Consider the following 20,844-nt stretch of genomic DNA (forward strand, 5'->3'; position numbering starts at 1 on the left):
CGAGAAGTTACACGCGTGAGCCCAAACTGCCGCATTGCCGAAAGGTGGAACTCGGCTAGTGTGTTCGGTATGTGTTACACTTTCATCGGCGGGGTGGGATGTAGATGATACGGTTAGTGGCGGGATCTACTAGCAGCGTGCCTTCCTCGATGATGCCACCCTGAGAACCGGACGCACCCATGCCTCGACCACCACCAGGACCGCCCGATGCATTCCCGGCCCCGGGTCTACCGCCCGGCCCCATGAGGCCCCCTGGGCCCCTACCCGACATGCCTCCAGGACCCATCCCGGGTACACCGCCGGGTCCGAATCCCGGACCCCACTGACTCTGCCTTAGACCTCCGGGACCGCCGTACTGCTGCCCACCGAAGCCCGGACCGTAGCCTCCTATGCCGGGTCCGAATCCGCCGAAGCTCGGCATGCCACCACCCATTAGGTTGTGAAGCGTCCACCACTCCGGGCTCATCGGTTGCTCGCCCCGCAGGAGCATCATGATCACGTATGGGTCGGCGTGCCGCACCGTGAACACCTCGACACGTGGCTGCTGCTCCAACAGCTGCTCCGCAGGCTGTTCGGCACTTAGCACAGGAGGCGGTTCCTCGCTTCGCGGCCGAATGACATATACGCCGCCCTCGACGACGTACTCAGCCTTCACCTGTTGAAGCACCAGTCGTAAGGCAGTATCGAAGGGAACGTCCTTTACTGAAATGGTGACAGAGCCCTGTACGGCCGGGTCCACTGTGTAGTTCATCCCAGTTTGCGTGAACAGTGCCCGCAGCGCAGCACGCACATCGAGTTCCTGTGCCTGCAATGTGACGCTGCCGGACCCGCCCTGCGCCATAGCAAACACCGCGGGAAGGACTAAGCCAAGCACCAACAGGAATCGAAACGGCATCTCACACCTCCACATGCCAATGAGACGTGGGGATCGGTGAGGGGTTTCAGGCGATTACGCCGGAGAGAACGCGCTCCGCCAGCTTCTCGGCATCCGCAGGTTCGATGTCCTCGATGCCTGGCCCGTCCGACACGTATTGGATGGGCAGGCCCCACCGCGCGCCCACCGCGAGCAGGGCAGAGCAATCGGCGGTGACATCGAGGTGGGTGTAGACGAGGCGATTGGGATTGGCGCCCACCGTCATATCTACGAAGCGCAAGGCATCCTTCGGTTTCATCGCGGCGCTTAGCACCAGCACCGACTCCGCTCCCAACTGGGAAAGTGCGAGACGAGTCTCCTCGAACACGAGACCGTGACCGGGCTGCACGGCGGAGGTGTCTACTATCGCCAAGTCGCATGGTTGCAGCGCGGCCAAAGCCGATGCCGCCTGCTCGGGCGAGTTGGCCGCCTCGAACGGCATACCCAAAGCTGCGGTAATGGCTCGGATCTGATCCATCCCGCCTGGCTTCTTGTAGTCCATACCCAGCAGTCCGACGCGCCCTTGCCCGGAGAAGCGTAGGGCCAGCCTGGCGGCTGTCATTGTCTTGCCGGCCCCGCTCGGGCCGATCAGTGCGACCACCCGCGGGGCTCCGCTCACCACGACTTCCTCCGGCGCTACAGCAAGCAACCCGGCCAACACATCACGAGTGGGAACGCGATCCGCGTAGGCGCCGAGATCAGCTGGGTCTGCGCCGAGCGCCCTCCAAGCCTTGTGTGCTTGTGGCGGGGCCGCGGGTGCCATCAGCACCGCGCCCTTCTCGAAGAGAGTGTTGACCGTCTCGCGGAGGTCCTCCAACTCTCTGCGAACCTGATCCACATCTATGCCTGGCTGCGAGGGCTCTTCGGGTGGCCCGGCGTCGCCGCCCGCCCGCGCGACCACTTCGTACACCTTCTTGCCCAAGAGCCCGGGCAGGCCTGGGGCGGGCGCCTTGCGCTCGCTGACGATGACGGCGTTCGGCCCCAGCTTGCTCTTCAGGCGCAACACGGCTTCGAGACGACTATCGGCGATTACCTTGAGTTCGTTCATGCGGCCACGCGCCCCACCGGGTTCACTTCGGTTCTGGGCACGATCTCATTATAGGCAACCACGGCCAGGCTCGGGATGGACCTCTCCACCAACTTGCGCAGCGGCAGCCGGATTGAGCTGGAGCACAGGAGAACGGGTGTGTTGCCCGACACCGCCGCATTCTCCGCTTGCTTCTCCAGGTGCGAGAGCAGGCTCTCCGCAACCTGCGGGTCTAGCGCGAGCATCTGTCCGAAAGTGGTCTGCTGCACACTTTCCTTCAACATCTGCTCCACTTGGGGGTCGAGCGTGATCACGTGAATGGTGTTATGCTCGTCCTGGTACAGCCTCGTGATAACCCGTGATAGCGCCGCGCGAACGAGTTCTCCCAATTGCTCGGGATCTTTGATGCGAGCTCCGTAGTCGGCGAGTGTCTCCAGGATGGTGACCGTGTCACGGATGGGCACCCTCTCGCGCAGCAAGTGAGCGAGCACCTTCTGCACGTCACCTAGAGAGAGCACGTCGGGTATCAACTCCTCCACCACCGCAGGCGTCTGCCGACGCACGTGATCGATGAGCATTTGCACGTCCTGTCGGCTGAGCAGTTCGCCCGCATGCGTCTTCACCACTTCCGTTAGGTGAGTGGCGATCATGCCACCGGGGTCTACCACTGTGTAGCCGCTTCGCTCTGCCTGCTCGCGCAGGCCTGCCTCGATCCAACGTGCGGGCAGGCCGAACACCGGCTCGGTGGCCGGGCTCCCAGGGACCTGGCCCGTCACGTCACCCGACTCGATGGCAAGCACTTGGTTTGCGAATGCAGTTCCCCCCGCAACCCGCTCGCCTCGGATGCGAATCACATAGTCGTTAGGGGGTAGTTGGATGTTGTCGCGAATGCGAACCGAGGGCATCACGAAGCCTAGCTCGGCTGCGATCTGGCGCCGAATGACACTGACTCGGTCGGCCAAGTCCCCGTGCTCGCGAGGGTCTGCCAATCGCGTGATGGCATACCCCAGCTCGAGCTCGATGGGGTCGACACTAACAAGCGACAGCATCGCTTCTGGGCCTGTAGAGGTCTTCTCTGGTGTCTGTTGAGGTGCCGGTGCCACCTTCTGTTTCTGCGGTCTCACCCAATAGGCGAGTATGCCGGTGACCAGAGCAACTGCCAGGAAGGGCACTTTGGGGAACCCGGGTACCAGCGCGAGCAGAATCAGCGCTCCCGTGGCCGCCATCAACGATCGTGGTTGGGCTAGGATCTGGGAGAAGAGTGCGGTGCCTAGCGAATCGGTTGCGCCGCTCCGTGTAACCATCAATCCCGCCGCAGTGGACACGAGCAATGCCGGTATCTGTGCCACTAATCCCTCGCCCACCGTCAGCAGCGTGTAGGTCCGCAGAATCGTCATCGCATCGTTCTCGCCGCGAAGAAAGCCTACGCCAAACCCGCCAACGATGTTTACAATCAGGATCAGGATGGCAGCAATCGCATCGCCCTTCACGAACTTGCTCGCGCCGTCCATCGCGCCGTAGAAGTCAGCTTCCTGCTTCACCTGCTTGCGACGCTCTCGTGCCTCGTTCTCGTCAATCAGGCCGGCGTTCAGATCGGCGTCTATGCTCATCTGTTTTCCGGGCATCGCGTCCAGGGTGAACCTCGCGACTACCTCTGCCACGCGGCCCGCACCGTTCGTGATGACCACGAACTGAACGATGACCAGGATGACGAAGGCGACGAGGCCCACGACCATGTCTCCGCCGACGAGAAAGTTACCAAACGCCTCGATGATACGACCTGCGCTGGCGGAGCCCAGGATCAGCTTCGTCGCCGCGATGCTCAGGGCAAGGCGCAGCAGCGTGGACATCAGCAGTAGGGAGGGGAACGAGGCGAACTGCAGTGGGTCTGTGACCGATGCGGACATGATGGCAATCATCACTGCGCTGCCCAGGCTGATCACGAACCCCGTGTCCAACAGCCACTCGGGCAGCGGTAGCACCAACATGCCCACCACCACCATGATGCCGAGTGCGACGATTACATCGGTGTTACGCAACAACCGATTGAGGCCGACACCCGTCACCACGGCGGTTGCCATTGGCTAGTTTCCTCCCCCGAGCCGTCGTCGTAGGTCGCGCGTGGCATCCCCGATGCGCGTCAGCCCCGCTTGCGCATCCTTACCTATCAGCCTGTTAGGGAAGCTCCCACGGATCCGCGCCGGTGTTATGCGCAGCGATGTCAGAGTTCCATCCCGATAGCGCATCTCGAAGACCAAAGTTTCGCCGAGAGGGCCAGCGTGATTCGAGGCGGTGAAGTTGCCTAGCGAGTATAGGATCGGCTTGCCACGATAGATGGCATAAGGCTGCAGGACATGTGGATGATGGCCTATCACTCCATCCGCACCGGCATCTATCGTGGCCTTCGCCAGCGCCACCTGATAGCTAGTGGGTGTTCGGTGCCTTTCCAGCCCCCAGTGGTATGACACCAGAACGATGTTCGCCATCCGCCTGGCCCTGGAGATCGCGGCACGAAGCTTCGACCGGACCTCGTCCGTGATTCCGTTACCCCCGCCGTGTAGTGCATTGACGCCTGCTTTCGTGGCACTTGCAGGACCACATGCGGCCAGTGCACCCTCGCCGCGAAAGGCCAGAAACGCCAAAAACACTACCTTTACACCGTTCGCATCTAACACCACAGGGCGCGAGGCCTCTTCTAGGTTGCCACCGGCTCCTACCACTCTCATGCCTGCTCGTGATACCCCCGCAATCGTGTCGAGCAGTCCCTCTGCGCCATAGTCCATCGCATGGTTGTTCGCTAGCGAGAGGACGTCGAAAGAGGCGCCGTCCAGCAGCGGGATCCACGCCGGGTCGGCGCGAAGAACATACTGTCTCTTCGCAGCCACGTCGCGAGAGCTCTTGGCGGTGGTGGGCTTGCCTGCTTTCGTTGGAGGTGTCTCCAAGTTGCCGAAGGTTACGTCCGGCATAGCGAGGTACAGCCGCAACGACTGAAACGCGTTCGGTGTGGGCGCGAGTCCGTTCAGCATCAGATCACCCACGGTAGCTACACTGACGGGCGCCCCCTGCGCGGCGGCGATTGCCTGCCCCGCAACATAAGTCAGCCACATGAGTGGTCACTCCTCTCCTAGCACCCGAGCCACGTAGGCAACGGTCTCGGGATAGGGTGGCACAGATCCGTAGCGTTGGACCGCGCCGGGACCCGCGTTGTACGCCGCAACTGCCAGTCTCGGGTCGCCGAATCGGTCCATCATGCTCCGGAGATACCTCGCACCTCCGTCCAAGTTTTGCACAGGGTCGAAGGGATCTTCCACGCCGAGTACCTGCGCCGTCGCCGGCATGAGCTGTGCCAGCCCCATGGCTCCCGCCGGCGAGACCGCCCGCGGATTGCCGCCACTCTCCGCGCTCACCAACCGTTCAAAGAGGTCAGGGTCTACACCGTGACGGTTCGCAGCCTCACGCGCTAGCGAGGCAATGTCTCCCGCAAGCGGTGCAAGCCCTCCGCCTCCTCCGGCCCGCTTTGTGCGTGGCTGCTCCGGGCTGCCTAGCACCTCGCTCATGCGCCGCTCGATCTGAGCGATCCGGCTCTCAATCCTGGCTACCAACCCCTCGACTCTCACGCTACATCACCTTGTCTTCCTTTCCCTTCCCAACCGCGATGGTTGCGGTGAGGGCTTCCGAGTCAAGATCGCCCACTCGTCCAAGTCGCGTTGTTCCTCCCGTAGCACTTCGGCCTCGTGACGGCGAAGAGCCCTCGCTCTAAGCTCTTCCAGCGCCTTCACCTCGCGTCGGGCAGCCAGCCACTCCTTGCGCGCAGCATCTTCGTCTCGCATCAGGATTTCGACCAGTTGATGCTGCGCCGCAATCAGGTCGTCCAGGCGGATAAGATAGATCTCGCGTCGTCGTCGCGTTTCCAGGTCCACACCTAGCTCCATGGTGGCCACGGTCTGTCTCGTGCGTTCCAAATCAGCTGCCTGAGCCTCGGCAATCAGACGGTTGCGATGTGCACGTGCGAATGCCGACTCCTTCATCTCCTCGATGCGTCGGCGGTACCGCAGCACGGACTCTAACCGGAAGCGGAACTTACGCACCGATGGCCTCCTGCATCCGCGCCAGGGCCTCGGGAAGGCTGCCTCGCTCGTCGCGTTTTTGCCGCAGAAACGCGTTCATCGCATCACGCCGCTGAATGGCCTTGTCCACGAGCGGATTGGAGCCTTCTTGATACGCTCCAATCTGGATGAGGTCCTCGGCACTCGCATACGCCGCCAGCAGCTCCCGAAACCTGCGGGCAGTCTCGAGGTGTTCCTCGGACACCACCATGGGCATCACGCGCGAGATGCTCTGGCTGATGTCAATCGCCGGGTAGTGCCCCTGATGAGCAAGCGCCCGCGACAGCACGATGTGGCCGTCCAAGATGGCTCGTGCGTGGTCGGCAATGGGCTCATTCGTGTCGTCACCTTCCACGAGTACTGTGTAGATGCCCGTGATGCTCCCTACCGCAGCAGTACCGGCTCGCTCGAGTAGGCGTGGCATCATCGCAAACACCGAAGGCGTGTAGCCGCGTGTGCTGGGAGGTTCGCCGACCGACAGCCCCACCTCTCGTTGCGCCATGGCAAGCCGAGTCAGGGAGTCCATCATCAGCACGACGTCCTTGCCCTCGTCCCGGAAGTGCTCTGCGATGGCGGTCGCTACCAGCGGCGCCTTGACCCGCACCAGCGCCGGCTGATCGGACGTTGCGACCACCAAGATCGACCTGCTCATCCCCTCGGCGCCTAGATCGTTCTCGATGAACTCGCGCACCTCGCGCCCGCGCTCGCCGACCAAAGCGATGACGTTCACCTCGGCCGAGGTGTTGCGGGCGATCATCCCGAGCAGAGTACTCTTCCCGACGCCACTGCCGGAGAAGATGCCCACCCTCTGCCCGCTCGCACACGTCAGCAGCGCGTCAATCGCTCGCACACCGAGGCACAACGGTGCGTCCAGGATTCGCCGCTCGAGTGGGTTCGGTGGCATTGCCTCGAGAGGGCGGGGACGAGCGTCGGGCAGCGGGGGGCCGCCATCCATGGGGCGACCAAGCCCATCCAGCACCCGCCCGAGCATCGCGTCGGATGCCGGCACGGATGGTCTTTGGCCCCCCGCTTCGACCACCGCTCCCTCACAAATCCCCTCCAGCGGGCCGAGCGGCATAAGCAACACTCGCGACTCCCTGAAGCCCACGACCTCCGCGTGAACGTGTCGTCCGGATGCGTGGTCAGTGACGATGCACACCTCGCCAAGGGCCGCCTGCGGGCCGTTCGATTCCAGCACCAGGCCCACTACCTGCGCGACCCGACCGTGGACGCGCACCGGATCGCATGCGCGAACCGCTGCGACATCAGCAGCGAGGTTGGGCTCAGGGGCAATCACTTTCATGCCGCCTCGCCTCGCAGCACTTCCTGAATCTGCTCGATCTGGCTATTCACGCTCGCGTCCACGATGCCGATCGTACTTTCGACCACGCACCCACCTGGCTGAATGTCGGCGGCCGTGATCTCCACCCGCTCCACACCCTGAAGCGCGGTCACAAGCTCCTGCTGGCTCGCCTTCAGCGTGGGGAGATCGGAGAGACTCACGCGCACCCGGACGTCTCGGGAGTTGGCAACCCGCATGATCGCATCACGGACCACGCTGAGGATCGACTCTGGGTTTTGCCGCAGCTCTTGCTTCAGCAGCACCTCGGCGATTGCTACGGCCAGTTCTCTCAGTTCGCTCTCGGATCGCATCCAGAATCGCTTCGCCGCCTCCTCCAGCCGCTCGGAGGCCGTGTGCAACTCCTCCGCAAGGGCGTTCAGCATGCCCTGATGAGCGGCTTTCACCTCAGCGAGAGCTTGCTCCCGACCCTGCTGCACGCCCTCCGCGTGACCAGCTTCGTAGCCCTTCTCGTAGCCCCGTCGTCTTTCCTCGGTGTACGCAGCGTTCGCGCGTGCATTGGACTTCAGGCGGAGCTCCTCTTTGGGGATCGAGACCGAGACCGCATTTCGCCAGTCCCCCTCGGCCTGATCGCCTCGGTAGATGCGCTTAGACAACGACCTCGTCCTCGCCACCACGGTAGATTTCCAACTCTCCTGCCTCTTCGAGCCTTCGGATGATGGCCACAATGCGCTGCTGAGCCTCCTCGATGACCCTGAGGCGAGTCGGGCCCATGAACTCCATGTCCTCCTTGAGCTGCCCGGTCGCACGCTCGGACATGTTCTTGAATATCTTCTGCTGTACCTCGTCGCTCGTACCCTTGAGCGCTGTCGCGAGCTCCTTCATGTCCACTTCCTTCAGGATCTGCTGCACCGCCCGGTCGTCGAGGGACACGATGTCCTCGAACACGAACATCATGTTCTTTACTTCCTCGGCGAGCTCTGGATTAGTCTCCGTCAAGCCATCCAGAATAGTTCGCTCCGTTGCTCGGTCCACCCAACTGAGAATCTCCACGAGCGTCTTCGGCCCGCCCGCGCTCGTCAAGTCCTGGTTGATCACACTGGAGAGCTTCCGCTGAAGCACACTCTCCACGCGATGCACCACGTCGGGAGGAGTACGGTCCATCATCACGAGGCGCTCGGCGACGTCGGCACGAATCTCCGGGGACAGCTTCCCGAGGATCGCTGCGGCATGCGCCGGCTTCACGTAGGCCAGTACCAAAGCGATCGTCTGGGGGTGCTCGTCCTGGATGAAGCTGAGTAACTGTGCCGGGTCCGTGTTCTTTAGGAAGTCGAACGGGACAACCTGAAGGGCGCGCTTCACACGCTCGACGATCTCGTTGGCCTTCTCAGGTCCGAAGGCCGCGAAGAGATTTTGCTCCGCATAATGGATCCCGCCCTCCTGGATGAAGTCCTGCACTTGGCAAAGGTGATGAAACTCCTCGATAACTTCGCCCCGCACATCCGGCTCGATCTTCTCAAGGCGCGCTATCTCGATCGCCAGGGTCTCGGCATCTTCCTCGGACAACTGCTGAAGCACCGGGGCCGCGAGCTCCGGCCCTAGGGCCGTCAGCAGAATGGCGGCCTTCTTCCGGAAGGTTAGCTGGCCGTGCGCCGCCCTCATGTTATCGCTTGTCCTCCATCAGCCAGCTCTTAACCAGCATCGCCACCGTGCGCGGATTGTCGTTTACCATGCGAGCGATCTGCTCGAATGGCACATTGAATCGGGTCGGGATGGGCGTAACCTCGATCTTGGTCTCCACTTGCTGAGGCGGCGTGTCTTCCTGCAACCTCGGCATCGTGCCTGGGGTGGGCTCGCCGAGGCTCGGGGGGGCGCTTCCCGCCCCTGCGGCTGCCGGGCTCAACTGCGGAACCTCGAGACGGATGGACTGCTTCCCGAGCGCCTTCATCACCAGTATCGCTGCAAGGATGAGTGCGATGGAGGGAAGCAGCGACAGGTAGCGCTCTATCCGCGCCGCGGAGGCGTTCGCTTGCCCCGCCTTCATCGCCGCTTCCTTCGCGGTCTTGTCGAAGGCGATGGGGTTGACGCTCACCGAATAACCCGGAGGTGGTGTCGCCGCGTCCGAGATGCCGAGCAAGCCGTTCAGGTACTGTGTCACCGCAGTCACCTGCTCCGGTTTCACGCTCTCATCCACCATGACGGATACGCTAAGCTTCTCGATGCGCCCAGGAGCTCTCGTAGTACTTCTGTGCTCCTGGTCGAACGCGTACTCGCTTTGCCTGCGCTCCGACGAGTAGCCGCGCCCTGCCGCACCCGACGTGGCGGCTGCACCCCCTGTCGCCCCGGCCACATTGGACGCCGTGCCAACGGCTCCCCTCGCACCTGTTCCGCCGCTCGAATACGTTTCCGTCGTAGTCGTCTCAGAAATGACGTTCGGAGAGGACTTCGGTAGAGTCGGCGTGCCGGCCGGAGCCACCGAGCCGGCAGAAGGCGTGTTGATGGTGCGCTCCGACTGCTCCGTGTCGAAGTTCATCACACACTGCACGCCTGCGATCGCCTTCCCGGGTCCCAGAACGTGCTCTAAGTGGCGCTCGATCTCGCTCCGCAAGGCCGCGGCGTACGCAGTTTCCTGCTGTCGCTTAACGTCGTAGATGCCCGTGCCGCCCGGTCCCTGCGTCGCTCCGTCGTGCAGCACTCGGCCCTCGCCATCCACAACCGAGACGTTGCGCGGGGTCATGCCGCTAACGCTTCCGGTGACCACGTGAACAATCCCTGCTACCTGCTCGGGAGCCAACTTCTCCCCTGCGCCAAGGTGCACCACCACGTTTGCAGTGGGCGCTGTCTGTTGGTCAGCAAAGGGTCCGGATTGGCCCTCCGTTAGGTGCACTTTTGCCGCCTGAACGGGTTTCAGCGACTCGATGGTCTTCTGAAGCTCCTCCTCCAGCATCACGCGCATCACGACGCGCTCATGCTCTTGGGTCTGACCGATGCTAGACTTGTCCAGCCAGCCCTTGCCGAGCCCGGCAGCCTGTACCGGAAGACCGTCCGCCGCCAACTTCATGCGGACTTCATCACGCTGGCGCTTCGGCACCTCGATGGTCGCCCCGTCGGCCCCGATACGGAACGGCACCTTCAGGTCCTTCAACTTGTTGATCACCTTCCCGCTGTCGGCGGGTGTGAGATCGGCGTATAGCACCACAAAGTCCGGCTTGGAGGCCAAGTAGAAGGTGACGGCCATCGTGACCAACAGAAACGCGACACCGACAATCGTGACGGTCCGGGCCGTCTTGTCGGCGATATTCCACCACGCTCTGATCTTCAGGATCAGTCCTTGCATATCCAAACTGCCCTCGTCTCACCCGGTCTCCTACCTCTCTCCCTTTCCAAGGGAGAGGGTTTTCGTACTAGACCGGTATGCGACTGATTTCCTGGTAAGCTTCGAGCAGCTTGTTGCGGACTTCCACCGCGAGCTGAATCGCGACGCCGGCCTTCTCCAGGGCGATCATCACGTCATGCAGCTCCACCGGCTCGCCGTCCGCGAACTTGGTTCTCAGCTCACCCGCCTCGAGTTGGGTCTCATTGACCTCTTTCAAGGCGTCCATGAGCAGCTTGCCGAAGTCCGTCCCCGCCGGCTCATTTCCGGTGCGAAGGGGCGCCGGCTGAAGGCTCGATCGGGTCAGGTCTTCGATTCTCATGCGTTAGGTCGCACCTATGGTCAGGGCGTTCAGCATCATGCCCTTGGCGGCGTTAAACGCCGTGATGTTGGCTTCGTAGGCACGCGTGGCGGATAGCAGGTCTACCATCTCCATCACCGGGTTGACATTGGCGCCTTCCACCATGCCCTCAGCGTCGGCGCCCGGAGCCCCTGGGTCAAACACCCGAGGCCCCTCGGACGGATCCTCCTCCACGCGGTCCACCTGCACGCCTCGCAGGTTCTCGTCCATCACCTCTGCGAAGCGGACGATGCGCCGCTTGAACGGCAACCCGTCCTCGGTGCGCGTTGTGCTGCTGTTCGCGAGGTTGTGAGCGATTACGTCCATACGGAATCGCTCAGCGTGCAGGCCGGAAGCACTGATTGCCATACTGCTCGATAGCAGGCTCATGATGATCACCTCCCACTGCCGCCGATGACGCGGCGAAGACCCTGGAAATAGCGAGAAGCCATCTGAGTGAGCGCACGGTAGCGCAGCTCGGCATCGGCGAGCTCGACCATCTGGGATTCCAGGTTGACGTTGTTGCCGTCAGGCCGAATCGACGGCTCCTCGGAGGTCACGATCTCGTAGGGGATGCCACGCTCGTCCTCGGGCGCTGTGACGTTTGGTGAAGGCACGTTTGGCAAATGCGTGTCATTTTGCCGTGACTGGGCTTGGGACAGCGCCAATCGGAAGATACTCTTGGCCTTGTAGCCAGGAGTGTTGACGTTGGCGATGTTGTGAGCGATTACGCGTTGCCGCGTGGACTCGTAGCCTAGCGCACGTTCGAGCTCGCCCAACGTAGGGGCGAACAGGGACTCCAGCATATCAGGTCGCTCCCAGTAATCCCCATGGGGCGTCCTAGCCGATTTCCCGACACACAGTCCGTTGCGCCGGTGCGGGAATCCACCCGCCAAACGCCATATCGGCGAGATAGGCTCGTATGTTAACCCGGTCCCATTCCGGTATTTGCGCCGATGCGGCGAGCCATGGACTTCCTCGGCTCTTAGAGGCAAGTAGACTTGCAATGCGCCGAAAACTCTGATAGAGTAATCGGGAGAAGGTTTCGACCACCGACCTCGGGTGTACAAACATATGACACCGGATGCAACCAGTGTTACACTACATGAGGCCGCCCGCCTGGCTCTGAAGGAGCACAGATACGCGGATGCCGCTCGGACCCTGGAGCGGGCCGTCGCCCATGACCCCAACGACGCATGGGCGCATGACAAACTCGGTATCGCTTATCAGAGACTAGGAAGAGAGGACGATGCTCTGAACCAGTTCGAACTAGCCGTCTCTCTCGCCCCCGACAACCCAGTGTATCGCTATAACCTGGGTGCAATGCTGGTCAGTGCGGGTCAGAGTGAGGAAGGCTGCGACCATCTCCAGCGATGCCTGGAGTTGGACCCCAACCACCTGACCGCGAAGGACCTACTGAATCGGCTCTGCTCGGATTCCCATCCGACAGGCTAAGACGGCTTCACGCTGAGACGTAAGTTCAGACCGTCTCGGTGTGTGGGCAGGCGCCCCGCTCGTCGGGGCGCCTTTCTAATGCTCCGAGCGGCTCGCCTCTCACACCTAAGGCTCCTCCGAGACGCAAAAAGAGGCGGGCTGCAGCCCGCCAATTGCATGCAACTGCGCTCTTCCAGGGGATCGGTCACCAAATCGTGGGATCCAACCTCTCGAACCGGAGGTGAAAACCGTGAGCCGCACCACGTTGCCGGTGTCCAATGGCACCTCGGGGGCGGCAAGCCATCACGTTTCCGGTATCTTTACTTGCACACATTGTATCGCAAAGTGCGCCGATTGCGTGCCAGGACTCGTTCGCTGCAGAAGAAGAAGTCAGATCTCCGCCCGCAGGTGGCGAGCGGCCACCGACTGGTGGTGGCACACGGCGAGAGCCAGCGCGTCCGCAGCATCAAAGGGACTCGGCGGAGTCTGAAGCCCGAGAATCTGCGTGACCATATAACGCACCTGCTGCTTCCCGGCTTGGCCCACTCCGGTAACGGCCAATTTCACCTCGGGCGGCGAGTACTCGGCGCAGCGCAGCCCAGCCTCGCCGATAGCCAGCAGTATCACTCCCGATGCCCGAGCAACATCCATCACCGTCTTTCGATTCGTCGAGAACAGTAGGCGCTCCAGTGCTACCGCATCCGGCTCGTGCTCCCGAAGCAGCTCCTGGACCTCTACCCTAAGCCGAACTAGACGAGCAGGCGTGTCCTCCGTTGTAGGGGTCCTGATGGCACCGTACGCAAGTGCGTGCATCCTCCCGGCCTCGCGTGTCACCACGCCGTAGCCCGTCGTCGTCAAGCCCGGGTCGAGCCCCAATACGGTCATATCCGTTTGAACTTGCGCAGCAGCTCGTCATGACCGATGGTGACCACGATGGGTCGTCCATGCGGGCATAGGTACGGGTTCTCGGTGTCGGCCAGGTCGTGGATCAACTTCAGCATTTCGGCATGGGAAAGGGGGTCCCCAGCCTTGACCGCCATGCGACAGGCGGTCGCGATCCACACGCGTTCGCGGGGAGCGTACCCGCCTCGTCCTCCCGAGTCGTCTGCAATCTCGTCCAGGATGTCCTGCAACACCCCGCGATAGTCCTTACCCGAGAGCACCGCCGGTACCGCCCTGAGTAAGAAGGACTGGCCGCCAAAGGGTTCGATGTCGTACCCGACAGAACGAAGGTCGTCGATCGCTTCCTCCAACCGCACGGCCAGTCGTCGGTCGAGCATTACGGTCTCCGGGCTGAGAAGCGATTGCCTCTCGACCGGCTGGTTTCCCTTGATGCCGCACAACCGCTCGAAGATAATCCTCTCGTGTGCTACGTGCTGGTCTATGATGGCTAGGCCGGTCGCCGTCTCCGCGATGATAAAGGTGCTCATGGCCTGGCCAATCACCCGCAGCGATTCCAGCAGATAGGAGAAAGGAAATCGTGGTCTCTGCTCCGGCTGCTCAATGAGTGCGGGCTGTTCTCCGGCAGAAGCCGTCGCCGGCTCGAAGGCATGGACAGCAGCTGCAACCATGGTCCGAGATGGGCGATACGCACCCGGTCTCGTAGGGACGGGGTGCGAGCTGAGTGCTTCCGGCATCATCCCTTCGTGCAGCAGCGCGGATCGAATGGAACCCCGCACCGCCTCGAACACGTCTCCCTCGCGCTGGAACTTCACCTCGCTCTTACTCGGATGAACGTTGCAATCCACCCTGGCTGGGTCCATCTCGAGCCCCAGGACGGCCATCGGGAACCTGCGCTCAGGCGTGAGTGAGCGGAACGCCTCGGCGAGCGCAGCAGACATCGTCTTCGATCGAACGGGCCGGTGGTTGACGAAGAAGTGCTGGTACGCCCGCGAGTGGCGAGTAAGGTGTGGTGGCGACACGTAGCCCGATACTCGGATGTCATGGCGCTCGTAGTCCACAGGCACGAGCTTTTCTGCTGTTTCCCTCCCCCACACCGCAGCGATGCCTTTCAGCAACCCCGTCCCGCCGGGGCTGCGCAGTAGATCCTGCCCGTCGTGACGAAGGAAGAAGCCGACCGCGGGATAGATGATCGCGTATCGAGCTATCAGATCTACGATCTGCGCGAGTTCGGTGGCGTCGGACTTCAGGAACTTCAGGCGGGCGGGTGTGTTGAAAAAGAGGTCCTCGACCAAGACCATGGTACCCACCGGCGTTGCTACATGCTTGATCGGGCTGCGCCGCCCGCCTTCGATGTGGACCTGTACCCCGCCTTCCGCTGTCCGAGTGCGGGTGGTGAGTGTCATACGCGAGACCGATGCGATGCTCGGCAACGCCTCCCCTCGGAATCCCAGGGTCGAGATGGAAAGCAGGTCCTCGGCATCCTCGATCTTGCTGGTCGCGTGGCGCTCCAAAGCCATCAGCGCATCCTGCTCGTCCATGCCGCAACCATCATCGGTCACCCGGATCAGGCGTTTGCCGCAGTCCTCGACATCCACCTGCACCAGCGTCGCTCCTGCATCGAGGCTGTTCTCGATCAGCTCCTTGACGACGGAAGCCGGACGCTCCACCACTTCGCCGGCGGCGATGCGGTTGACGACGTTGGGATCGAGCAGTCGGACTCTCCTGGACACGACCCGGAGTGTACCGCCCGGCACGTCCTCGTAGAGTAGACTTGATTGGCTTGTGAAGAGTCGCGCATTACCGGGGAAGTTACTGGGTTTCGAAGTTGAGAGGCGTGATTCTCGCCCCAAACCCTAAAGCGGATTCTGAGGGCCGCCGACCATAGAAGTACAGGTCGCTCATCGGCTCACCCTGATGTACAGGCCGGCTTGAGACTTGAAGCAGATCCAGTGCGCGTGGGTGGGCCAAAGGAAGCCGGATGGGTATCCCCGCTCATCCGGTTCCTCTTTGGGGACCTGCGACCCATGTCCGAGATCAGTGCTGACGCTTGGACCTTGCGGCCTCCACGATCTCATCCAGCACGCGCTGCTGGTCCGGCCTGCGTACCAGCTCCTCGCCGATGGACTTGTGCGCGTAGATCGCCGATGAGTGATCCTTCCTGAATAGGGTGCCAATCTGCTTCCAGGGCAGGCTCCAGACCTCACGGCATAGGTACATGGCCACCTGCCGCGCCCTCGTGATGGCCTGCCTCCGACCTTTGCCCATCACCTCTTCCATAGTGACACCGTGGTAGTCGGCGGAAGCCTCGATGAGCGCCTCGGGCGAAGGCTTGCCGGCATTGGTGTCCTCGAAGAAGCTGCGGAGCACTTCCTCAGCCATCTCGACCGTTGGAGGACGACCGGCCAGCGACGCCTCTGCTAAAAGCCTGCACAGGCTGCCCTCTAGCTTCCGGATGTTGGATTGGATACGGTCGGCCATTAGGTCCACCACGTCCATGGGCAGCTCCACGCCTTCTTCCTCCGCCTTCTTTATGAGAATGGCGGCGCGGGTCTCGAAGTCAGGAGGGCTGATGTCGGCAACAAGCCCAGACTCGAAGCGCGACCGCAAGCGCTCCTCCATCAGATACAGCTCGCGCGGCGGCCGATCGCTGCAGATCACGATCTGTCTCCCGCCTTCATACAGAAAGTTGAACGTGTGGAACAGCTCCTCTTGCGTGCGGTCCTTGCCGGCGATGAGCTGTACGTCGTCCACCAGCCAAATGTCTACACTACGCTGCATGCTTCGGAACTCGCCGACCCGGCCGGTCTTGACCGAGTGAATGAACTCCTCCGCGAACACCTGACCGGTGAGATACACGATTCGGGAACGGGCGTCGCGTGCAAGCACCTGTTGCCCGATGGCGTGCAACAGGTGGGTCTTGCCAAGCCCAGGACCTCCATAGATGAAGAGCGGGTTGAACTTTTTCCCCGGTTGGGCTGCGACAGCTTGTGCCCCTGCCAGTGCCAGCCGGTTGCTGTTGCCTTCGACAAACCGATCGAAAGTGTACTTGCTGATGAACCCCGGTCTTCGAATAGCCGGCTCGGAGCCGCTGGGCTTCTTCTTGGCAACCGATGGTGGCGGAGCCTGCTCCGTCTTGGCGTTTTCATCGAGAACGATCTGCACCGTCACGGGCTCGCCGAGCGCTGAAGATAGACTTGCTGCGAGCATCTCCGTGAACTTGCGGGTGATCCACTGCCTGGCGAACTCCCCGTTCGTTGCCAGGCTGATCACGGAACCGGTTCGACCGACGGGCGTCAGCGTGCTTATCCAACGGTCATAGGTCGCAGGATTAACCAACTCCTTCAGTTCGACGAGAGTGGCTTCCCATGCGCCCTTCAGAATCACGACTTGCTCGGGCTCTCCTAGCGTGAGCTGCGTGCTTGCGATAGTATGCCTCCCTGCTAGTAATTCAAACAAGTTATATTACGTAATGCGCCTTGTGGGACGCAGTGACTCCATGCCCTTGCCACGGGAATCGCCGCCGGGGGTTTGAGCTTTCGGGCTTGGATTCGCCCGTCGCCCATAATTCTATCACCTCCCCGAGTTGTCGTCAAATCGCACAAACCCGGTGCCGACCACTGAGCGGAATCTGGAGGCGATCAGGCCGGTAAATGTGCCGGAAGCTTTCGTTTTCGCGAAGTTCCTTCTGCCGCGAAGCAAAGGCCCGGAATCGTCGTAAAAAAAGCCCAAGAAGCCGATGTCCGTCATCACTCGGAGAGAGCGGCTAGCAGGTGATCTGCTACCACCCTCTGAGGCGCGGGCATCGGGGTGTTACCTAACAGATCGAGACGCGTCCACGATCTCGGACCGAGTGCCACTCGGAACAGAACAGGATGCAGGCTGATTCGATGGTGTGTGACGGTGTGTGTCACTGTTGGCAGCGGCACGCCATCATCTGCCGACACCCCAGAACCCAACGCCGCCCGACGAGCAGCAGCCGAAGTGCTCTCACCGCGCGACACGTCGGTTCTCGGGAACTCCCAAAGCCCGCTCCACCATCGGTCCGGCCCAATCTGCACCAGCTTGGCTCGCCTGCCGTCGGTTAGTACTGCGCACGCATGAGACAATCGCACCGGCGCACGCGATTCCGGCCTCGCGGGGATCCGGTCGGTGAGGCCTTCTGCGTGTGCACGGCAGTACACGCTGACCGGGCACTCGGCACATCTCGGCTCGCCGGCGACACACACACGTGCCCCCAACTCCATCATCGCTTGATTCCAGTCTCCCGACCTCTCTCGATCCAGCAATTCCCGTGCACCCTCACGGATGGCGGCCCTACCCGGTGCGGCGTCTAGCTTCCCTTCGATGCCAAATAGCCGTGCGACGACACGCTCGACATTCCCGTCCACTGCGGCGACCGGTACCCCGTACACCCGACTTGCCAAGGCTGCAGCGCTGTACTCGCCGATCCCTGGCATGTCCCGAAACCCCGCCACGTCGTGCGGCACAGGTCCTGCCACCAGACGCTGTGCCGCTAGCCGAAGGTTGACCGCTCGACGGTAGTAGCCGAGGCCTTGCCATACAGCCAGGACCTCTTGTTCCGACGCCGCAGCGAGCGAACGCAGGTCGGGGAAGCGTTCCATGAAACGCTCGAAGTAGGGGCCCACCGTGCCTACACGAGTCTGCTGCAGCATCACTTCGGAGACCAAGACGGGGTACAGGTCGTCGGATTTCCTCCACGCGAGATCACGCTTTTCACGCTCGTACCAGCCTAGCAGCCGTCTGCGCAGAGCGGCAAGGTCCCGGTCGTTCACCGGTTGGCGGCAGCCGGCCATGCGAGTTTCACGACGATGGGGAAGTGATCGGTGACCTTCGTCGGGTCATGGTCGTGGAAGATGCGAACGTCTCGGATACGATGGTAGAGCGGCCGGGACAGCAGAATATGATCGATCGCGTCGAACTCCGTGTCGGCGTCAATCTCGCCGTCCTTGTTGCGGTCGAAGAAGCAGGTGTAGCGCAGTTCCTGGGGTAGATGGGCTGACGCATTCAGAAGGTCGTCCGTCGAGTCGTCGGGGTCGAGGTCCCGGATTGTCTTCAACACATTCGTGATCGGCCTGCTACCACGCTTGTCCAGGCTATCCTCGGCGCCGTCGAAATCGTTCAGATCGCCCATGACGATAACCTGATACCCATCTTTCCACAGGTCGCGCGCAATCCCCCGAACTGCGTCCGCTTGCGCCTCTCGTTCCGCTTTGCGTTCCCTGTTCATCGGCTCGGCCAAGAAGTGGACGCCGATCACTGCGATTTTCGACCCCTGCGATTCGAATCGCGCGATCAGATTCTTGCTCACCCCCTTGCTCGTGGCTCCGCTTCTGCCTTTCCGGTCGTCGCGCGAGATGCGGTCGCCAATCGGGTCGAGTCTCGTTAGCAGCCCCACGTCCTGCCCCGTATGCGTGTCCTTGCCGTCAACCAGGAACGCCCGGTAGCCCTTTCCTTGCAGGTAGCGGTCGTTCAGCATCTCGAGCGCCTTTAGGTTTTCCACTTCGCAGAGCAGCACGATGTCCGCGTCGGCCTTGGCGATGATGGCTGCAATCGCCTTCATATGTTCCGCCGATTTATGCGGTGAGCCGCGGCGGTCGCCGAACTCGACTCGGCCCTCTTCAGGCGGCAATCCGTCCCACAGCCACTCGGCGTTCAGTGCCATCAGCACCAACGATGCCTTGTCGGCTCGCCGGTCCGGCTCGACCGGAAGCGTCTTCGAGACGCAGCTCAGATACGAACTGAGCAGGAGGAGGAAGGGTAGAAGAACGCGGGGTCGCATGCTCATGATGCTGAGCAGAATACCGCAATGCCTGCCGTCGCACGACTGAGAGGCTGGTGCTACAATCGGCGCGAGGTTCATCATCGAATGTCTCTAGGCCGCGTGACTTCTAGTGCGCTCGTCGGGATCGACGCATACGGCGTCACCGTCGAGGTGGACGTGCACCCTGGCCTCGCGAACTTCATCATCGTCGGGCTGCCCGACACTGCAGTCAACGAGAGCAAGGAGCGCGTTCGCACGGCCATCAAGAACTCCGGGCTTTCCTTCCCTAACACGCGCATCACCGTCAACCTCGCGCCCGCCGACGTGCGCAAAGAAGGACCGAACTTCGATCTTCCCATCGCGCTCGGCATCCTCGCAGCAACGGGGCAGCTCTCGCCAGAGTGTCTCTCGAAGACACTGATCCTGGGAGAACTCGGCCTCGATGGTGCAACGCGACCGATTGCAGGGGCACTCTCCGCGGCGATCTTCGCGCAGGCCGATCCCGAGATGGAAGCCCTGCTCTTACCTGTAGACAACGCCCGTGAGGCGGCGGTGTTCGGGGACCTTCCGGTCTACGGTGCGGGGTCGCTGCTCGAAGCCATAGACATCTTGGTGGACCCCGTCTCCGCAAAGCCGCAACCAGTGCAGCCGACGGAGTTCGGCTCGGCACTGAACGAGTGCGAAGAGGACATGCGCGACGTGAAGGGCCAGGAGACTGCGCGTCGCGCCATGGAGGTTGCGGCAGCGGGCGGCCATAACATGATCATGATAGGGCCGCCCGGCTCGGGCAAGACGATGCTGGCTCGGCGCCTGCCTACTATTCTGCCGCCGCTCACCCTCTCCGAGTCCATCGAGACCACTCGCATTCATAGCGCAAAGGGCCTTATGGGGCCACACCAAGGTCTGCTCGCGCTGCGTCCCTTTCGCGCGCCGCACCACACTTCGTCCTATGCCGCCATTGTGGGAGGAGGGAAGTTCCCTCGCCCCGGCGAGATCAGCCTCGCACACAACGGCGTCTTGTTTCTGGACGAGATGCCGGAGTACGACAGGGATGTGCTTGAGGCGTTGCGCCAGCCGCTGGAGGACGGGCTCGTGTCGGTATCTCGCGTTGCCGGGCACATAGACTTCCCGGCAAAGTTCCAGCTCGTGGCCGCGGGCAACCCGTGCCCGTGTGGGTACTTCGGCGATGCCATGAAGCAATGCACCTGTAGTCCATCCGCCATTCGGAGGTATCTCCAGCGGATCTCCGGGCCGCTGATGGACCGGATCGACATCCACATCGAGGTGCCGCGCGTTCGACAAGAAGACCTGCTGAGCCTGAACCTGGGAGAACCCTCTGCACCGATTCGGGACCGGGTGACCGCAGCGAGAGAGCGCCAGTACGAGAGGCTGAAGGGAACCGGCATTTACGTCAACGCGCATCTTTCGCCGCGCCAGCTCAGAGAGACCTGCCCTCTCAGCGAACCGGTGAAGGAGTTTCTGCAGATGAGTTGCCGCAAGCTAGGCCTGTCGGCGCGAGCTTTCGACAGGTTGGTGAAGCTGGCGCGAACCATAGCCGACCTAGACGGTGCTTCAGACATCGCCGTTCCGCACGTAGCCGAGGCGGTGCAGTACCGCACGATGGACCGACGCGCTTGGGCTTAGGAGGAGACATGTCGGATCCGTC

20 protein-coding genes are annotated in these 20,844 nt (G+C 62.2%); 2 read left to right on the forward strand and 18 right to left on the reverse strand.

What is annotated here, in order from left to right; translation table 11 throughout:
- Positions 1-82 precede the first annotated feature (82 nt).
- The 13 genes from HRF45_06860 to flgB form a co-directional block, all read right to left on the reverse strand.
- On the reverse strand, positions 83-895 hold the full coding sequence (locus HRF45_06860) for a secretin and TonB N-terminal domain-containing protein (GenBank protein MEP0766244.1): 813 nt from the start codon (positions 893-895) through the stop codon (positions 83-85).
- A gap of 46 nt (positions 896-941) precedes the next feature.
- Positions 942-1,961: a hypothetical protein gene (locus HRF45_06865; GenBank protein MEP0766245.1), complete on the reverse strand. Its 1,020-nt coding sequence runs from the start codon at positions 1,959-1,961 to the stop codon at positions 942-944.
- Positions 1,958-4,021 (reverse strand): flagellar biosynthesis protein FlhA, encoded by a 2,064-nt coding sequence (gene flhA / locus HRF45_06870; protein ID MEP0766246.1) that lies wholly within the window; start codon positions 4,019-4,021, stop codon positions 1,958-1,960. The genes HRF45_06865 and flhA overlap by 4 nt, the downstream gene beginning before the upstream one ends.
- 3 nt (positions 4,022-4,024) lie before the next feature.
- On the reverse strand, positions 4,025-5,047 hold the full coding sequence (locus tag HRF45_06875; protein MEP0766247.1) for a CapA family protein: 1,023 nt from the start codon (positions 5,045-5,047) through the stop codon (positions 4,025-4,027).
- A 6-nt stretch (positions 5,048-5,053) separates the two neighbouring features.
- The gene (locus tag HRF45_06880) at positions 5,054-5,497 is read right to left on the reverse strand and encodes a lytic transglycosylase domain-containing protein (protein ID MEP0766248.1); all 444 of its coding nucleotides are present in this window, start codon (positions 5,495-5,497) and stop codon (positions 5,054-5,056) included.
- Between the two features lie 66 nt (positions 5,498-5,563).
- Positions 5,564-6,028, reverse strand: a complete 465-nt coding sequence (fliJ, locus tag HRF45_06885) for a flagellar export protein FliJ (GenBank protein MEP0766249.1) — start codon at positions 6,026-6,028, stop codon at positions 5,564-5,566.
- Positions 6,021-7,349: a FliI/YscN family ATPase gene (locus tag HRF45_06890; GenBank protein ID MEP0766250.1), complete on the reverse strand. Its 1,329-nt coding sequence runs from the start codon at positions 7,347-7,349 to the stop codon at positions 6,021-6,023. The genes fliJ and HRF45_06890 overlap by 8 nt, the downstream gene beginning before the upstream one ends.
- Entirely contained in the window at positions 7,346-8,002 is a 657-nt protein-coding gene (locus HRF45_06895) for a hypothetical protein (protein ID MEP0766251.1), read from the reverse strand. Before HRF45_06895 ends, HRF45_06890 begins: the two co-directional genes overlap by 4 nt.
- A complete protein-coding gene (gene fliG / locus HRF45_06900; protein ID MEP0766252.1) occupies positions 7,995-9,008 on the reverse strand; it encodes a flagellar motor switch protein FliG in 1,014 nt (337 codons plus the stop codon). The genes HRF45_06895 and fliG overlap by 8 nt, the downstream gene beginning before the upstream one ends.
- A 1-nt stretch (position 9,009) precedes the next feature.
- A complete protein-coding gene (gene fliF, locus HRF45_06905) occupies positions 9,010-10,683 on the reverse strand; it encodes a flagellar M-ring protein FliF (GenBank protein MEP0766253.1) in 1,674 nt (557 codons plus the stop codon).
- 67 nt (positions 10,684-10,750) lie between these two features.
- A complete protein-coding gene (gene fliE, locus HRF45_06910; GenBank protein ID MEP0766254.1) occupies positions 10,751-11,041 on the reverse strand; it encodes a flagellar hook-basal body complex protein FliE in 291 nt (96 codons plus the stop codon).
- A gap of 3 nt (positions 11,042-11,044) precedes the next feature.
- Entirely contained in the window at positions 11,045-11,449 is a 405-nt protein-coding gene (gene flgC, locus HRF45_06915; GenBank protein ID MEP0766255.1) for a flagellar basal body rod protein FlgC, read from the reverse strand.
- A gap of 5 nt (positions 11,450-11,454) precedes the next feature.
- Positions 11,455-11,865, reverse strand: coding sequence for a flagellar basal body rod protein FlgB (gene flgB, locus HRF45_06920; GenBank protein MEP0766256.1), 411 nt, complete (start codon positions 11,863-11,865; stop codon positions 11,455-11,457).
- A 268-nt stretch (positions 11,866-12,133) separates the two neighbouring features.
- Between flgB and HRF45_06925 the strand changes: the two genes are divergently transcribed.
- Complete coding sequence (locus tag HRF45_06925; GenBank protein MEP0766257.1) at positions 12,134-12,514, forward strand: tetratricopeptide repeat protein; 381 nt, start codon at positions 12,134-12,136, stop codon at positions 12,512-12,514.
- Between the two features lie 369 nt (positions 12,515-12,883).
- Here the strand turns inward: HRF45_06925 and ruvC are convergent, their stop codons facing one another.
- The 5 genes from ruvC to HRF45_06950 form a co-directional block, all read right to left on the reverse strand.
- Complete coding sequence (gene ruvC / locus HRF45_06930) at positions 12,884-13,378, reverse strand: crossover junction endodeoxyribonuclease RuvC (protein MEP0766258.1); 495 nt, start codon at positions 13,376-13,378, stop codon at positions 12,884-12,886.
- Positions 13,375-15,126, reverse strand: coding sequence for a DNA mismatch repair endonuclease MutL (mutL, locus tag HRF45_06935; protein MEP0766259.1), 1,752 nt, complete (start codon positions 15,124-15,126; stop codon positions 13,375-13,377). The genes ruvC and mutL overlap by 4 nt, the downstream gene beginning before the upstream one ends.
- Before the next feature lie 304 nt (positions 15,127-15,430).
- Complete coding sequence (gene dnaA, locus HRF45_06940; GenBank protein MEP0766260.1) at positions 15,431-16,780, reverse strand: chromosomal replication initiator protein DnaA; 1,350 nt, start codon at positions 16,778-16,780, stop codon at positions 15,431-15,433.
- 362 nt (positions 16,781-17,142) lie between these two features.
- Entirely contained in the window at positions 17,143-18,189 is a 1,047-nt protein-coding gene (locus HRF45_06945) for an A/G-specific adenine glycosylase (GenBank protein ID MEP0766261.1), read from the reverse strand.
- Positions 18,186-19,202 (reverse strand): hypothetical protein, encoded by a 1,017-nt coding sequence (locus HRF45_06950; protein MEP0766262.1) that lies wholly within the window; start codon positions 19,200-19,202, stop codon positions 18,186-18,188. The genes HRF45_06945 and HRF45_06950 overlap by 4 nt, the downstream gene beginning before the upstream one ends.
- A gap of 81 nt (positions 19,203-19,283) precedes the next feature.
- Here HRF45_06950 and HRF45_06955 point away from each other — a divergent pair, with 81 nt between their 5' ends.
- The gene (locus tag HRF45_06955; GenBank protein MEP0766263.1) at positions 19,284-20,822 is read left to right on the forward strand and encodes a YifB family Mg chelatase-like AAA ATPase; all 1,539 of its coding nucleotides are present in this window, start codon (positions 19,284-19,286) and stop codon (positions 20,820-20,822) included.
- Positions 20,823-20,844 lie beyond the last annotated feature (22 nt).

Source organism: Fimbriimonadia bacterium, assembly GCA_039961735.1.
In the GTDB taxonomy this organism is placed as follows: Bacteria; Armatimonadota; Fimbriimonadia; order Fimbriimonadales; family JABRVX01; genus JABRVX01.